This is a genomic window from Burkholderia sp. Bp9004 (assembly GCF_003858025.1).
In the GTDB taxonomy this organism is placed as follows: Bacteria; Pseudomonadota; Gammaproteobacteria; order Burkholderiales; family Burkholderiaceae; genus Burkholderia; species Burkholderia diffusa.
In genome coordinates, this window is the sequence record NZ_QTQD01000005.1 from 209024 (window position 1) to 224742 (window position 15719).

Below are 15719 nucleotides of genomic sequence, written 5' to 3' on the forward strand. Positions count from 1 at the left end.
GGCCGACCCCGTTTTGGTTCGCTCAGTGAGACAGCAGGACCGGCACCGTCATCGTCTCGAGGATCGTGCGCGTCGCGCCGCCCAGCACGCGTTCGTGCATGCGCGCATGGCTGTACAGGCCCATCACCAGCAGATCCGCGTGCAGGTCGGTCGCCCGGTTCAGCAGCGTCGCACCCACGCTCACCGACCGTTCGCGCGGCGTGGTCGAGAACGAGGCGCGAATGCCGTGCCGTTCGAGATACGCGGCGACGTCGACACCCGCCGGCGTCTTGTCCGGATCGGGCTGCCCGCGGGCGACCGTCTCGACGTTGACGAAGCGCGCGCGGGTGAGCAGCGGCAGTGCGTCGGCCATCGCGCGCGCGGCCTCGCGCCCGCCGTCCCAGCCGATCAGCACGTTCTCGCCGAGCGTTCGCACGTCGCCCGCGTAGGGTACGACGAGCGCCGGGCGCCCGCTGCCCATCACGACGTCCTCGACGAAATGCCGTGCGACGTAGGTCAGGCGGTCGTCGGGGTTCTCCTGGCCGAGCACCAGCAGATCGGCGTGGCGCGCATGCAGGACCGCGGCCTCGGTGACGTTGCCGGTCGGCGCCTGCCATTCGACGCTGCGCCCGGCGCGTTCGGCGGCGATCAGGAACCTTTCTTCCGCGTCCTTGCGCCGCTGGTCGCACAGGCGTTCGTAGACCGCCAGCTTCAGCGGTTCGTCGGGCCGTCGCAACGGCTCGAAGAGGTCCTGGCAAACCACGTAGAGGCCGATCAGATGGGCGTTCCAGCGTCCCGCGAGTTCGAGGGCGAGGTCGACGCGCGTCGCACAGCGCTCGCTGTCGTCGAGATGAACGAGCAGGGTCTTGTAGCTCATGACGGCTCCTTTTCGGTTGATGCCGCGGTGGTCTCGGCGGACGCCTTCGCCGCGCTGCTCGCCGGAATCATCAGGACCGGGCACCTGGCCTGACGCAGCACGCGCTCGGCCACGCTGCCGAGGAAGAGGCGCTGGAAACCGCGCCGGCCGTGCGTGCCCATCACGATCAGGTCGGCGTTGATCTCGCCGGCGAGACCGACGATGTGTTGCGCGACGTCTTCACCCGCCGGCGCGACATTGGAGATCCTCGGCGTGCCGGCCACGTCGCGCGCTTTCATGCGTTTCGCCGCGTCTTCTGTGACGCGCAGCCCTTCCTCGCGGAATGCATCGATCAGGATCGACGGGTCGTATCCGTACGTGTCGTACGCCGGCACCAGGAAATCGACGACATAGACGGGAGTCAGCCGTGCACCCGTCTCCGACGCGAGGTTCAGCGCGGCGTCGAGTGCGCGGGACGACGTATCACTGCCGTCGAGCGCAACCAGAATGTTCGAGTACATGACGTGTCCCCTGAACGGATGTTGATGCAATCATCATCGGCGCGCGCACGCCGATCGCGCTGATCTGGATCAACCGTCGCGGTTGCCGCGCAGCACGCGCACCGCGGCGCGCGCCGCGACCCACGCTTCGTTGGTCGGCTCGACGACCACGGTGACCGCGCTCGACGCGGACGACACGACATGCGCGTGGGCGGCATTCGCGCGCGCGTCGAGCGCGATGCCGAGCCACCCGAGCGACGCGCAGATCCGCTCGCGCAGTTCCGCCGAGTGTTCGCCGATGCCGGCGGTGAAGACCAGCATGTCGAGGCCGCCCAGCAGCGCGGTCAGCGCGCCGGTTTCACGCACGATGCGATGGACGTACAGCGCCAGCGCGTCGCGGGCCGGCTCGTCGCCGGCCGCTTCGCAAGCGAGCAGCACGCGCGGATCGCCGGATGCCCCCGACACGCCCTTGAGCCCCGACTCGTGATACAGCAGGTGTCCCAGTGCGTCGCCGGACAGCTTGCCGACCTCGAGCAGGTGGAGGACGACGCCAGGGTCGAGCGTCCCGCAGCGGGTGCTCATCATCAATCCGTCGAGCGCGGAGAAGCCCATGGTCGTCGCGACGCTGCGGCAGTCGCGCAGCGCGCACAGGCTCGCGCCGCTGCCGAGATGGGCGGCGATCACGCGGCCATGCGCACGTGCGCCGAACGATTCGGCGAGCGCGATGGACAGGTATTCGTACGACAGCCCATGGAATCCGTAGCGGCGCACGCCCTGGTCGAACCACGCATGCGGCAACGGCAGCAGCTGCTCGACGCGCGGCAGCGTGCGATGAAACGCGGTGTCGAACACGGCGATCTGCGGGACATCCGGAAACGCGTCGCGCAGCGCGTCGATCGCATCCAGGCTGTGCGGCTGATGCAAGGGTGCCAGCGGCGTCAGCGTGCGCAGCGCGTCCAGCGCTTCACCGTCGATGACCATCGGCTCCACGTATCGCGCGCCGCCGTGTACGACGCGATGTGCGATCGCGCCCAGCGTGATGTGCGGCAACCGTACGCGAATCCACATCGCGATCTGCGCGAGCACGGCGCGGTAGGGATCGCCCCCGACGAGCGGCAGCGAACCGTCCGAATCGGCATCGAACCGGATCGACACGCTGTTGCCGGCCGCGACCGCTTCGCCGCCGTGCAACGGCTGCCGCACGGGATCGCCGTGCGGCGGATACGCGAAGATCGAGAACTTGACGCTCGACGAACCGGCATTCACGACGAGCAGTGCGAGCGTACGCATCGGCCGGCTCAGTGCGACATCAGCACTGGCAGCGTCATCGACGCCAGCACAGTGCGCGTGGCGCCGCCCATCACCAGCTCGCGCCAGCGCGGATGGCCGTAGGCGCCCATCACCAGCAGGTCGGAACCCGTTTCATAAGCGCGCGACAGCAACGTGTCGCCGATCGCCGAGCCGGCGCCGGCATCGATATCGAGCACGTTCACGTCGCGTGCATGGCGCGCCAGCATCAGCGCGGCGTCGGCGGCCGGAATACGCGTGGTTGCCGCTTCCGAATTGCCGTCGATCACGGCGGCGACCGTCGTGCGCTTCGCGTGTTCGAGAAAGGGAATCGCGTCCTGCGCGGCGCGGGCCGCTTCCCGGCTGCCGTCCCACGCGACGAACACCCGTTCGCCGATCGACGGGAATTCGCCGGTATACGGCACGAACAGCACCGGGCGACCGGCGGACAACACGAGGTTTTCAGGAAACTGGTCGTCGATGAAGGTCTCGGGATCGTTCGGGTCGCTCTGGCCCGCGATCACGAGGTCGGCCAGGCGTGCGGCACGCGGCACGGCCAGGTTCGCGCGATCGTCGGCACGCACCCAGGCGGCCTGCACTTTCGCGCGGGCCGTCTCCGCATGGAACAGGCGTTCCAGCGCGGCGAGCCGTTCGTCGCGCTGTTCGCGGTGTTCACGGAAGTAATCGGCGGACCCGGCCATCACGTAGAACGAATGCGGTTCCGGTGTGTAGACCGCGTACAGGCCGGTCAGATGCGCACCGAAGCGCCGGGCGAGACGCAACGCGAGCTCGAGCCGCGAATGCGCGCGGGCGCTCGAATCGAGGTGCACGACTATGCTCTTGTAGCTCATCGGGATCGCTCCATCGACGGGGGAACCGCCAGTGCAATCCAGTCTACGGAGCAGGGTTTCCGCGTACTTGACTCAGATCAACGGCCCCCTTGCGCGATGCCCGCACAGTGAAGCGGTCGCGATGCCGATCCCGGGCAGGCGGCATGTGGCGGAATGCCAACCCATTGACCGGATCGAAAGAGGAAAGCCGATGAGTACGTACGCTTTGACGACACCGAATGACGTTTGCCGCGCGGGCTGCGATCTCGCGTTGCGCATGGTCGCGCAGAACCGCGACTGGCAGCATGAATGGCATGCGCTGGCAGGGCGGCGCATCGAGCGCGACCGCGACGCGGTTCGTCATCTGCAGCAGGCGCTTGCGGACACGAAGGAGTGGACGGCCTTCGGCGAGGCGGCCCGGCAGGTGATGAGCGACTACGCGATCGCGAGCGTCGCGATCTGGCAGGATGCCACCGAGCTGTGCATGCGAGCGCAATACGAGAGCGCCGGCGCATGGCGCACCTGGGCGCGCGAATGCGGCGCAGGCGCGCTGTCGCGTTATCAGACCGACTGGTTGCCCGATCTGGAACGACTGGCCGTGGTCAACGAAGCCAGCATGCCGTGGGCAGACTGGATGACGGCACTGGAACGCGGGATCGAGGACGTGGCCGGCGCGGCGCCGGGTGCCCCCCGCCGCCTGAACGGCATGGCTGGCGCACGGGAGAACGGCCATGCGCGCTGAACGTGTCGCGTTCATCACGGGAGGCATGGGTGGGCTCGGCGCCGCGATCAGCCGTCGCCTGCACGATGCCGGCATGACGGTGGCGGTGTCGCACACCGAAGGCAACGACCACGTCGCGACGTGGCTCACGCACGAACGCGAGGCGGGCAGGACGTTCCACGCGTTCGAGGTCGACGTCGCCGACTACGATTCGTGCCAGCATTGCGGGGCCCGCGTGCTGGCCGAGTTCGGGCGCGTCGACGTGCTCGTCAACAATGCCGGGATCACGCACGACGCCACCTTCGTGAAGATGACCAAGAGCATGTGGGATGCGGTGCTGCGCACCAATCTCGACGGCATGTTCAACATGACGAAGCCGTTCGTGCCGGGAATGATCGAGGCCGGCTTCGGGCGGATCGTGAACATCGGCTCGGTGAACGGTTCGCGCGGCGCATACGGGCAGACGAACTACGCGGCCGCGAAGGCTGGCATCCACGGCTTCACGAAGGCGCTGGCGCTCGAGCTAGCGCGCCACGGCGTCACGGTCAACACGGTTGCGCCTGGCTATCTGGCGACCGCAATGCTCGAGACGGTGCCGAAGGAAGTGCTCGACACGAAGATCCTGCCGCAGATTCCGGTCGGCCGCCTTGGCAATCCTGACGAAATCGCCGAGCTCGTCGCCTTCCTGTGTTCCGACGCGGGGGCTTTCGCGACGGGCGCGGAATTCGACGTCAACGGCGGCATGCACATGCGATGAAAGCATCCGTCATGCACTTGCCGATCGAGCACGAATCGATGCGGCCAACGGGTACGAGCGAACCGGCGTCGCGCGCGGCCGAATGCACGCCGGTCCGCACGTCGCCCACCGAACAATGGAACCGCGCCGCGCATGCGAACGTGGCCGCGATGACCTTCGGGCTGTCGCCCGCGTCGATGGCGCTGGCCATGCTCGACTGGGGCGCGCATCTGGCCGTGTCGCCGGGAAAATGCTTCGAGCTCGCGACGCAGGCGTGGCTGGCTGCCGCTGCACCGGCCGCAAGCCGGGGCGAGGGCGAGGCCGACGAGGCCGACACGAGCGGTCTGGCCGTGCACGCCGGGCAGGCCGACCCGCGCTTCGCCGCGCCCGCGTGGGCCGGATGGCCGTTTTGCGCGTATCGCGACGTCTTCCTGTCGATCCAGCGCTGGTGGCGCGACGCGACGCGCGGCGTGCCGGGTGTCGAACGGCACCACGAGGAACTGGTCGGATTCATCGCGCGACAGTGGCTCGACGCGTGCTCGCCGGGCAATTTCCTGGCGACCAACCCGGTCGTGCTCGACGCGACGATGCGCAGCGGCGGCGCGAATCTCGCGGCAGGCTTCCGGCACTGGCTGGACGACGCGAATGCGTTGCTCGATCGCACGAGCGGCACGCGGGCCCGCGACACTCGCAGCTATCTGCCGGGGCGCGACGTGGCGATCACGCCGGGCCGCGTCGTGTGGCGCAACGCGCTGTGCGAGCTGCTGCAATACGACCCGACGACGCCCACCGTGGCACGCGAGCCGATCCTGATCGTGCCGTCGTGGATCATGAAGTACTACATCCTCGACCTGCAGCCGCACGATTCGCTGATCCGCTTCCTGGTCGATGCCGGCCACACGGTGTTTGCCGTGTCGTGGCGCAATCCGGGCGCGGAGGCGCGCGAGCTCGGGCTCGACGATTATCTGCGTGACGGGTGCATGGCGGCGCTCGACGCCGTCCGGTCGACCTGCGGCGAAGCCGTCCACGCGGTCGGCTACTGCCTTGGCGGCACGCTGCTGGCGATCGCTGCGGCGGCGCTCGCGCGCGACGGGCGGCAGCACGACGCATTGCGGTCCGTCACGTTGCTGGCGGCGCAGACCGATTTCAGCGAACCTGGCGAACTCGGCCTCTTCATCGACGCGAGCGAACTGTCCGCGCTCGATGCGCTGATGTGGCGGCAGGGCTACCTGGACGGCGCGCAGATGTCCGCCGCGTTCCAGCTGCTGAACGCGCGCGACCTGATCTGGTCGCGCATGATGAGCGAATACCTGCTCGGCACGCGCACCAAGCCGAATGACCTGATGTCGTGGAACGAGGACACCACGCGCATGCCGTATCGGATGCATACGGAATACCTGACGCGGCTCTTTCTCGACAACGATCTCGCGGCCGGCCGCTACTGCGTCGACGGGCGACCGGTCGCGCTGTCGGATATCGACGTGCCGACGTTCGTGGTCGGGACCGAACGCGATCACGTGTCGCCCTGGCATTCCGTCTACAAGCTGCATCTGCTCACGCACCACGCGCTGACGTTCGTGCTGACCTCCGGCGGCCACAATGCCGGCATCGTGTCCGAGCCCGGGCATCCGGGGCGCCACTATCGCTGCGCGACGCGCGCGCCCGGCGCGCCTTATCGCAGCCGGCACGATTTCGTGAGCGAAACACCCGCGGTCGACGGTTCGTGGTGGGCATGCTGGCGCGACTGGTTGCGCGCGCATTCGTCGGGCGACGTGCCGGCGCGGGTGCCGGCCGCCGGCTTCGGCGCCGCACCTGGCACGTACGTGCTCGAGACATGAACATGAACCTGCATCCGGATGTGTCCGTTGGCGCGTGCCTGCCCGGGCTGTTGCCGCGCGCGGACGGCGAACTTCCCGAACTGATCGAGCGTGCGCGCCACGCGCCGCCGCTGACGGTGGCCGTCGTGCATCCGTGCGACACGGCCAGTCTCGTCGCGCTTGCCGCGATCAATGCGTCGCCGTTGGGCGCGTCGATCGAGCCGCTGATCGTCGCGCCGCGTGCGAAGGTGTTGCGCGTGGCGGACGAGGCGAGCGTCGATCTGTCGAAATGGACGATCGAGGACGTGCCGCACAGCCACGCGGCGGCGGCCCGGGCGGTGGCGCTCGCGAAGTCGGGCCGCGTCGGCGCGCTGATGAAGGGCAGCCTGCATACCGACGAGCTGATGGGCGCGGTCGTCGCCGCGGAATCGGGCCTGCGCACGGACAAGCGCATGTCTCACTGTTTCCTGATCGAGGCGCCCGCCTATCCGCGCCCGTTCCTGCTGACCGACGCGGCCGTCAATATCGCACCGGATCTCGCGCAGAAGGCGGCCATCACGCAGAACGCGATCGACGTCGCGCATGCGCTGGGCGTTGCGTGCCCGCGCGTGGCCGTGCTGTGCGCGGTCGAGACCGTCAATCCGGCGATGCGCTCGACGCTCGACGCGGCGGCGCTGGCGAAGATGGCCGAGCGCGGGCAGATCACGGGGGCGATCGTCGACGGCCCGCTCGCGTTCGACAACGCGATATCGCTGCGGGCCGCGCGCGAGAAGGGAATCGACTCGCCGGTTGCCGGCCGTGCCGACATCCTGGTCGTGCCCGATATCGAAGCGGGCAACATGCTCGCGAAACAGCTCGAATACCTGGGCGGTGCCGCCAACGCGGGCGTCGTCGTGGGCGCGCGCGTGCCGATCGTGCTGACGAGCCGCGCCGACGGCGTCGCCGTCCGGGTCGCCTCGTGTGCGCTCGCGGTGTTGCTGGCACAGGTCCGGCCTGACGCCGCCCCCATGCCTGAACAGGCCCCCCTTTCGATGGAGGAATCGCGATGAAAGCACTCGTTTACCACGGCCCAGGGCGCAAGGCGCTCGAACGGCGGCCCAAACCGGAACTGCAGTCGCCCACCGACGCGATCGTCCGCGTGACGCGCACGACGATCTGCGGCACCGATCTGCACATTCTCAAGGGCGACGTGCCGACGTGCGAACCGGGCCGCATTCTCGGTCATGAAGGCGTCGGTATCGTCGAGCAGGTCGGCGCCGCGGTTGATTCGTTGAAGCCGGGCGATCACGTGCTGATTTCGTGCATCTCGTCGTGCGGCCGCTGCGAGTATTGCCGTCGCGGACTGTATTCGCATTGCACGACCGGCGGCTGGATACTCGGCAACCGGATCGACGGCACGCAGGCCGAGTTCGTGCGCATCCCGCATGCGCCGACCAGCCTGTACCGGATTCCGGCCGGTTCGGACGAGGACGCGCTCGTGATGCTGTCCGACATCCTGCCGACCGGATTCGAATGCGGCGTGCTGAACGGCAAGGTGCAGCCGGGCTGCTCGGTCGCGATCGTCGGCGCGGGGCCGATCGGGCTGGCCGCGTTGCTGACCGCGCAGTTCTATTCGCCCGCGCGGGTCATCATGATCGATCCGGACAGCAACCGGCTCGAGGTTGCACGGCGTTTCGGCGCGACCGACTGCTTCGACGGCAGCGGCGGCGACCCGGTGGCGGAAGTCATGAAGCTGACCGACGGCGTGGGCGTGGATTGCGCGATCGAAGCGGTCGGCATTCCGGCGACGTTCGAGATGTGCACGTCGCTCGTGGCACCCGGCGGGGTCGTCGCGAACGTCGGCGTGCACGGTGTCAAGGCCGACCTGCACCTCGAGAAGCTGTGGGATCGCAACATCTCGATCACGACGCGGCTCGTCGACACGGTCAGCACGCCGATGCTGCTGAAAACCGTGGGCGCCGGACGCCTCGATCCGGCGCGCCTGATCACGCACCGGTTCTCGCTCGACGACGTGGAACGCGCGTACGACACGTTCGGGCGCGCCGCGCAAACCCATGCGTTGAAGGTCATCATCGAAGTCGGCTGATTGCCGGGCCGTGCGCGGCGGGAACCGGTGGCCTCCGCCTCCCGTCACGCGCGGCGGGCATTTCGCCCGCGATTCGTCGGCAATTCGCCGGCAGTCAGGACGACAGCGCGGCGGGTTCCTGCGTGTTGCTTGATTCAGCCTCGTCCAGATCGACGCACTGCCCGTAGGTCGGCACCTCGCACCGCCAGTGCAGGTTCTCCGAGATGCGGCGGCGCATGGCGTCCGCAGCAGCGGGTTCGCCATGCGTGACGAACGTCCGCACGGGCGCGCACTGCATCGTGCCGAGCCACTTCAGAATCTCTTCGTAGTCGCCATGGGCCGACAGCGTCGTGATCGACTCGACCTGAGCGCGCACGCGGACGTACTCGCCATGAATCTTCAGCGTCGGCTCGTGCGCCGCCAGCGCCGCGCCACGCGTGCCGGCGGCCTGATAGCCGACCAGCGCGATCGTGTTGCGCGCATCGGGCGCATAGCGGGTCAGGTGATGCAGCACGCGCCCGCCCGTCGCCATCCCGCTGCCGGCGATGATGACCATCGGGCCGTGGTGTTCGGCAATCGCCTTCGACTGGTCGACCGAGCGGATCATCGTCGCCGCGTGGCCGAGCGCATTCGCGTCGGAGACGGTCAGGCGGTGCTCGAGGATATGGTGACGATAGATCTCGGTCACGTCCGTCGCCATCGGGCTGTCGAGGAACACCGGGACGCGCGCCATGCGGCCGGACGCCTTGAGCCGCGCGATGTAGTGCAGGATTTCCTGCGCGCGGCCGACGGTGAAGCAGGGCATCACGACGACCCCGCCGCGCGCGAAGGTCTTGTCGAACATCGCGGCCAGTTCGTTCTCGGGATCCGACGTCGGATGGAGCCGGTCGCCGTATGTCGATTCCACGACCAGATAGTCCGCATGCGCGGGCGGGCGCGGCGGCTGCATGATCGGGTCGTGATACCGGCCGAGGTCGCCCGAGAACGCGAGCACCTTGTGGTCCCAGTGCATCACGACGCTCGCCGCGCCGAGGATGTGCCCGGCCGGGAGCAGGCGGAACGACAGGCTGCCGCCAAGCGCCGTGCATTCGTCGAAGGCGACGGGCTTCAGCAGGCGTAGCGCGCGCTGCGCATCGTCCAGCGTGTAGAGCGGTTGCGCCGGATGATGCTTCGAGTAACCGTGCCGGTTCGCGAAGTCGGCTTCCTCTTCCTGCAGCCGCGCGCTGTCGCGCAGCATGATGTCGCAGAGTTCGGCCGTGGCCGCCGTGCAGTACACCGGCCCGCGATAGCCTTCGCGTACCAGCACCGGAAGATAGCCGCTGTGATCGATGTGCGCGTGCGTGAGCACGACCGCACTCAGCGTGTCGGGCGCGAGCGGCAGCGCTCCCCAGTTGCGCAGCCGCAGGTTCTTCGTCCCCTGGAACAGGCCGCAATCGACCAGGACGCGCCGGCCGCCGTGCTCGACCAGATACTTCGAGCCGGTCACCGTCTCGGTCGCGCCGAGAAATGTCAGTTTCATGGATTGCCTCACCGGAAGTCGACGGAACAGTAAGTCGATTAGATTCCGAACGCGCGGGCAGCGGTTGACCGAAATCAGGAATTGAGGGATCACCATGCCGTCCGGGCGAGATTCCCCGACGGCGCCCGGTTTGACGACGATCAACTGCGAGCCGCGGCGGCGGCAGGATAGTGATTTCGTGCGCGCATGCGGTGTCGTGTCGTGACCCGTTATCCGCGCATGCCGTGCGCGCGATGCGTATCGGCATCACGAGTCTTTCGGGATGAACCCATCATGACGTTGATCGCCAATCTGGATGGCGCCGGGCCCCTTTACCGGCTGTGCTTCGTCCGCTCGCCGTGGGCGTGGTTCACATGCTTGCCGCTCGACGAGCAATGCGGCGAGCGCTGGGCGGACGTGCCGTACCAGAATGCCGCGAAACCGCCGTACAGCTATTCGCGCGCGCAATTGCTCCGGGTCGCGTTCGACGCGCCGAGTCTTTTGCCGCCCGAGGCCGGGCGGCACGGGCACGCGTGGAGCGTCCAGCAGATCAACCACGGCGCGGCGCCATGGCTGCGCAGCGAGGATTTCGTCGATGCGTTGACGCTGACCGTGCCGGCCGGAGCGACGCTCGCCACGTTCGTCGAAAGGATCGAGGCCGCCGGCGGCACCGTCTACGGGCCGCTCGGCTGGGCGGAATTGCCGCCGTGGCAGCGGCCCGACGTCGCGGCGCAGACGGGCTGAATGGGGCCAGACGGGCTTGAATGGGCCTGAAAACGGAGCTGAATGCCCGTGCGGCGCGCGTGTCAGCCCGCGTCGCCCCAGCCGCCGCCGAGCGCGACGTAGAACGCGACCGTGTCCTGCAGGCGCTGCGCGACCGTTTGCAGCCACGCAATCCGCGCCTGATGGTATTGCACGTCGGCGACCAGCAACTGGACGTAGCCGGCGATCCCCGCGTCGTAACCGGCTTGCGTGAGTTTCAGCGCGTCACGGGCCGCGGCCATTGCGCGCGCCTGCGCATCGAGCGCCGCCGCGTCGTTCGCAAGCGCGCGCAACGTGTCGGCCACCTGCGAGAACGCCGACAGGACGACCTGCCGATAGGTCGCATCGGCTTCGTCGTACGCATCCTGCGCGGCGCGCCGCTGGTTCAGCAGCGTGCCGCCATGAAAGATCGGCGCGGCGAGCCCGGCGCCGACACTCCATGCGCGGCTGGCCGGCGCGAACAGCGTGCCGGCGACGACGCTTTCGAACCCGCCCGATGCGGACAGCGTGAGGTTCGGGTAGAGCGCGGCCGTCGCGACACCGACCTGTGCGCTGGCCACGTGCAGTTCGGCTTCGGCCCGCAGAATGTCGGGGCGGCGGCGCACCAGCGACGACGGCGCCGTGTCCGGCAGGCTGGCGGGCAATTCGATCCCGTCGAGCGACAGGTCCGGCGTCCGCCAGTCGACCGGGTAGCGGCCGGCCAGCAGCGCGAGCAGATCGTCGGCCTGCGCACGCTTCTGGTCGAGCGCGGGCAGTGTCGCCTCGAGCGATGCCCGCTGCGATTCCAGCGTCAGCACCGCGACGTAGGCCGCCGCGCCGGCCGCCACCTGTACGCGCGTCAGACGAATCTGCTCGTCGAGCAGGCCGATCATCTCGCGCGTCGCCGCGGCTTCGTCGTGATAGGCCGCGCGCGCGACCATCGTATTGACGACGTTCGCGGTCAGCATCAGATACGCGCCCGCCAGCGCCTGCCGTTGCGCATCGACGTCGGCCTTGAGCGCTTCGACCTGGCGCCGTTCGCCGCCCCACAGGTCGAGCGTGTAGCTGACCGTCGCCGACAGCGTGAACAGGTTGAAGATCGATGCCGGCAATGCCTGGCCGGTGCGCAGCGGCGTGGCGCGCTGGCGCGACGCGCCGGCCTGTGCATCCACCTGCGGAAAGAAGATCCCCTGGCCGGCCCGCAGCGCGTGCTCGCTGCGCCGCAGCGTCGCTTCGGCGAGATCGAGCGTCGGGCTGCCGGTTAGTGCTTCGTCGACGGTCGAGTCGATCGCGCGGCTGCCGATGCGCGTCCACCAGTCGCGCGTGAGCGCCGTGTCCGCCGACAAGGCCTGCGTCCGTCCATCGCCGGTCCAGGGGCCGGACGCCGCGCCCGGATCGTCGGGCGGCACGAAGTGCGCGACGCGCGGCGCGGGCGGCGGGACGAAATTCGGCCCGACCGTGCATCCGGCGAGCAGCACGGCGACGGCCAGCGCGCCGGCTCCGCGGCGCAGCGCGGGTGCGCGACGCGCTCCGTTATTTGCCTGCGACGTAGACATCGACGATCTGCCCGGGAAACAGCCGCACGTTCCTGTTCGGCACGATACGGAAAATGACCGGCAGCACGCGCACGTCGACGCGCTCGGTGCGCTGGTCGGACAGCTCGATCTTCGGCGTGACGTACGGCTGCACGCGCACGAACTGGAGATCGGCCTCGACCGACGTGCCGCGCACGAACATGTGCGCCTTCAACGCATGCAGATCGGGTAGCTGGTGGATCAGGATTTCGTCGATGTAGCAGCGCACCTGCAGCTGGTCGGCCGGTGTGCCGAGCACCACGACCGGTGTGCTGCCCCGCGTATAGGTGTCGTAGAGCCCCTGCGAGTTCAGGTAGGCCCCGACCGCCGCGTTCATCGCCAGAACGGTCCCGTCGGCCGGCGCGCGCAGCGTGTAGCGGGCGAGCAGGGCGGCCGCCGCATCCGCCGCGCGTCGCAGCGCGATGGCCTGCGCTTCCTGGTTGCGCACGTCGTAGCCCCAGGCACCGGCTTTCGTCAGGCGATACTGCCGTGTCACGACGTCCAGGTTGGCCGCCGCGACGCGCGCCGCGTTCGCGGCCGTGTCGAGTGCGTCGCGGCTCACCGCCTTCGGATCGATGTCGTACGCGTGCCGCTGCTTGTCGTACTGGTCCTGGGCGAGCTTCAGGCTCGCCTGCGCGGCCGCGGTCTGCGCACTGGCCACGTCGAGCACCTCGCGGCGCGGCTGTGCCTTCAGTTCGTCGAGCAGGGCGACGGCCGCGTCGGCCTGCGCCGCGAGCTGGGCGGCGGTGGCGCGCTGTATCGCGTCGTCGATCGTCAGCAACGCGTCGCCGGCCTTCACCGGATCGCCGTCGTGCACGAGGATGCGCGTCACTGCGCCCGAGACGTCCGGATAGACGTTCACGTTCGCGCCGGCCGGTTGCTCGCTCTCGACGATGCCGTTCGCATAGACGCCGCGCACGTACGGATTGGCGGCCGGCTTGAATACCGGCGGCTGCGGCGGCTCCTGGCGGCTGTAGAGCCACGCGGCGGCGACGCTTGCCAGGAAGCCGAGCACGGCCAGCACGAACACGAGGCGGTGCTTCATCGCGCACCTCCGCGCTCGATTCCGTTCAGCCTGCCGTCTTCCATCCGCAGGATGCGATCCGCGTATTCGAAGATCCGCGCGTCGTGCGTGACGATCACGATGCAGCGCGTGTCGCTCAGTACCTTGTGCTTGACGAAGTCGATGATCATGCGGCCCGTGTCGCCGTCGAGCGACGCGGTGGGCTCGTCGAGGATCAGCAGGTCGGGCTGGCTGACGATCGCGCGCGCGATCGCGACGCGCTGCTGCTCGCCGCCGGACAGCTTGACGGGCGGCAGTTGCGCGCGGTTCGCGAGCCCGACGACATCCAGGTACGTGTGCGCTTCCTTGATCGCGTCGTCCCACGGCCGGCGCTTCAGGATCAGCGGGATCGCGACGTTTTCCGCAGTGGTGAGCCGCGGGAACAGGTGGTAGTCCTGGAACACGAAGCCGATCCGGTTCAGCCGGAAATCGGCGATCGAATCGTTCGACTGCGCCCACAGATCGACGCCGTCGATCGACACTGAGCCGTCGTCGGGCCGAAGGATGCCCGAGATCACGCTGAGCAGCGTGGTCTTGCCGCTACCGGACGGCCCGACGATCAGCAGCATCTCGCCGAAGTTCGCCTGGATCGATACGTCGCGCAGCGCCTGCGTGCGTGCATCGCCTTCGCCGAACCATTTGCTGACGCCGCGCGCGTCGATCGCGATGCCGGCCATCGTCAGCCCCGGAAGATGTCGAACGGCTCGATGCGCAGCACGCGCCGCACGCCGAGATAGCTCGAGATCGTTGCGATCACGACCACCATGCCGAACGCGAGCGACAGGTTGCCGTAAGTGATGAGCGCCGCGTAGTCCGGAATCCTCAGCTTGGCGACCGTGATCATCAGCACGCACAGCCCGACGCCGATACCGTAGCCGGTCAGCGCGGTGAAGGTCGCCTGGAACAGGATCATCGCGACCAGCTCGCGGCTCTTCGCGCCGATCGCCTTCAGCGCGCCGAACTTGTCCAGGTTCTCGAGGATGAACGCGTAGAACGTCTGCCCTGAAATCGACAGGCCGATGATGAAGCTGATGATCGTCATCAGCATGATGTTGGTGCCGAGGCCCGTCTCGTACTTGTAGAAGCGCGCGATCTGCGCGATGAATTCGTCGCGCGTGTACGCGCGATAGCCGAGCGACGTCACCACCGCCTTGATGTGTGCAACGTCCGCATCCGACTTCGGCTCGACGAGGATGTACGAGGTCGTGAAGCGCGGCGACGGAATATAGCGGATCGCACGCGCGTACGTGGTGTAGAGCGTCGGCGTGCCGAACAGGCCGCTCGCGGCGACCTTCGCGATACCGACGATCACGCCGCGATGGTCGTTCAGTTCGAAATCGGTGCCGACGGACGGATTCTCGAGCTTCCGAAACTCGGGATCCTGAATCGCGATGAAGCCGTTTTCCGCGTAGATGTCCTCGATGCGGCCCTGCAGCATCGTCGGGCGGCCGAACAGGCTGGCGTCGTCGAGGCCGACGACCGTCACGGCCTGGTAGGTGCCGGAACGCAGCTTGACGAGCGCGCCGCCGGAATAGAGCGGCACCGCATACTTGACGCCGTCGATGCTGCGCACGGCGTCGAGCACGTAGTCGGGCATGCCGATGCTGTTCGCGATCGTCTTCACGGCCGGGTCCATCACCCAGACCTTCGCGCCAATATTGATGACCGACGCCGACGACTTGTTCAGGATGCCGGCGAATAGCGACGTCATCTCGATCATCAGCAGCACCGAGAAGGTGATGCCGACGGTCAACGCGGTGAATTTCGCACTGTCGTTGACGAGCAGCTTGAACGCGAGACGGAGGATACCGTTCACGATGACGAATCCAGCGCGTCCGGTCCGTGCCGCTGATGTCCGGACGACGCGGGATCGAGCTGCGCGATGAACGCGACGATGCCCGACACCAGCGCAATGATCGCGTACGGAACGACCGTCTCGTCGATCAGCATCGCATGCACGACGCCCAGCAGCGAAGCGAGCGCGATGAACACGCAGAGCGTCGCAAGCGCGCTTCGGTATGGCAGGCCCATCATGACGTTCTCCCGGGAAGC

The 15719-nt window shown here is 68.2% G+C and carries 16 protein-coding genes; 6 read left to right on the forward strand and 10 right to left on the reverse strand.

Going from position 1 to position 15719, the window contains the following annotated elements; genetic code table 11:
• Nucleotides 1-22: 22 nt before the first annotated feature.
• The 4 genes from DIE08_RS08710 to DIE08_RS08725 form a co-directional block, all read right to left on the reverse strand.
• Nucleotides 23-856 (reverse strand): universal stress protein, encoded by an 834-nt coding sequence (locus tag DIE08_RS08710; protein WP_124901618.1) that lies wholly within the window; start codon nt 854-856, stop codon nt 23-25.
• On the reverse strand, nt 853-1356 hold the full coding sequence (locus DIE08_RS08715) for a universal stress protein (RefSeq protein WP_124901619.1): 504 nt from the start codon (nt 1354-1356) through the stop codon (nt 853-855). Before DIE08_RS08715 ends, DIE08_RS08710 begins: the two co-directional genes overlap by 4 nt.
• Before the next feature lie 69 nt (nt 1357-1425).
• Nucleotides 1426-2625, reverse strand: coding sequence for an acetate/propionate family kinase (locus DIE08_RS08720; RefSeq protein ID WP_124901620.1), 1200 nt, complete (start codon nt 2623-2625; stop codon nt 1426-1428).
• A gap of 8 nt (nt 2626-2633) precedes the next feature.
• Entirely contained in the window at nt 2634-3473 is an 840-nt protein-coding gene (locus DIE08_RS08725; protein ID WP_059602684.1) for a universal stress protein, read from the reverse strand.
• A 190-nt stretch (nt 3474-3663) separates the two neighbouring features.
• Between DIE08_RS08725 and DIE08_RS08730 the strand changes: the two genes are divergently transcribed.
• Genes DIE08_RS08730 through DIE08_RS08750 form a run of 5 tightly spaced genes read left to right on the forward strand, consistent with a single transcriptional unit; the run spans nt 3664 to nt 8812 of the window.
• A complete protein-coding gene (locus DIE08_RS08730; protein ID WP_124625278.1) occupies nt 3664-4194 on the forward strand; it encodes a hypothetical protein in 531 nt (176 codons plus the stop codon).
• On the forward strand, nt 4184-4930 hold the full coding sequence (locus DIE08_RS08735; RefSeq protein WP_124901621.1) for a beta-ketoacyl-ACP reductase: 747 nt from the start codon (nt 4184-4186) through the stop codon (nt 4928-4930). Before DIE08_RS08730 ends, DIE08_RS08735 begins: the two co-directional genes overlap by 11 nt.
• On the forward strand, nt 4927-6747 hold the full coding sequence (locus DIE08_RS08740) for an alpha/beta hydrolase (protein WP_124901622.1): 1821 nt from the start codon (nt 4927-4929) through the stop codon (nt 6745-6747). Before DIE08_RS08735 ends, DIE08_RS08740 begins: the two co-directional genes overlap by 4 nt.
• Nucleotides 6744-7775 carry a bifunctional enoyl-CoA hydratase/phosphate acetyltransferase gene (locus DIE08_RS08745; protein ID WP_124901623.1) on the forward strand — a complete coding sequence of 344 codons (1032 nt, stop codon included), beginning with the start codon at nt 6744-6746 and terminating at the stop codon, nt 7773-7775. The genes DIE08_RS08740 and DIE08_RS08745 overlap by 4 nt, the downstream gene beginning before the upstream one ends.
• Nucleotides 7772-8812 carry a zinc-dependent alcohol dehydrogenase family protein gene (locus DIE08_RS08750; protein WP_124901624.1) on the forward strand — a complete coding sequence of 347 codons (1041 nt, stop codon included), beginning with the start codon at nt 7772-7774 and terminating at the stop codon, nt 8810-8812. Before DIE08_RS08745 ends, DIE08_RS08750 begins: the two co-directional genes overlap by 4 nt.
• A gap of 94 nt (nt 8813-8906) precedes the next feature.
• Here the strand turns inward: DIE08_RS08750 and DIE08_RS08755 are convergent, their stop codons facing one another.
• A complete protein-coding gene (locus DIE08_RS08755; RefSeq protein ID WP_124901625.1) occupies nt 8907-10310 on the reverse strand; it encodes an MBL fold metallo-hydrolase RNA specificity domain-containing protein in 1404 nt (467 codons plus the stop codon).
• A gap of 273 nt (nt 10311-10583) precedes the next feature.
• Here DIE08_RS08755 and DIE08_RS08760 point away from each other — a divergent pair, with 273 nt between their 5' ends.
• A complete protein-coding gene (locus DIE08_RS08760) occupies nt 10584-11033 on the forward strand; it encodes a hypothetical protein (RefSeq protein ID WP_124901626.1) in 450 nt (149 codons plus the stop codon).
• A gap of 62 nt (nt 11034-11095) precedes the next feature.
• Here the strand turns inward: DIE08_RS08760 and DIE08_RS08765 are convergent, their stop codons facing one another.
• Genes DIE08_RS08765 through DIE08_RS08785 form a run of 5 tightly spaced genes read right to left on the reverse strand, consistent with a single transcriptional unit; the run spans nt 11096 to nt 15701 of the window.
• The gene (locus DIE08_RS08765; protein ID WP_124901627.1) at nt 11096-12586 is read right to left on the reverse strand and encodes an efflux transporter outer membrane subunit; all 1491 of its coding nucleotides are present in this window, start codon (nt 12584-12586) and stop codon (nt 11096-11098) included.
• On the reverse strand, nt 12564-13649 hold the full coding sequence (locus DIE08_RS08770; protein WP_124901628.1) for an HlyD family secretion protein: 1086 nt from the start codon (nt 13647-13649) through the stop codon (nt 12564-12566). Before DIE08_RS08770 ends, DIE08_RS08765 begins: the two co-directional genes overlap by 23 nt.
• On the reverse strand, nt 13646-14350 hold the full coding sequence (locus DIE08_RS08775) for an ABC transporter ATP-binding protein (protein ID WP_174919943.1): 705 nt from the start codon (nt 14348-14350) through the stop codon (nt 13646-13648). Before DIE08_RS08775 ends, DIE08_RS08770 begins: the two co-directional genes overlap by 4 nt.
• On the reverse strand, nt 14347-15483 hold the full coding sequence (locus DIE08_RS08780; protein ID WP_124901629.1) for an ABC transporter permease: 1137 nt from the start codon (nt 15481-15483) through the stop codon (nt 14347-14349). The genes DIE08_RS08775 and DIE08_RS08780 overlap by 4 nt, the downstream gene beginning before the upstream one ends.
• Complete coding sequence (locus tag DIE08_RS08785; protein ID WP_059602720.1) at nt 15480-15701, reverse strand: DUF2964 family protein; 222 nt, start codon at nt 15699-15701, stop codon at nt 15480-15482. Before DIE08_RS08785 ends, DIE08_RS08780 begins: the two co-directional genes overlap by 4 nt.
• Between the last annotated feature and the right edge of the window lie 18 nt (nt 15702-15719).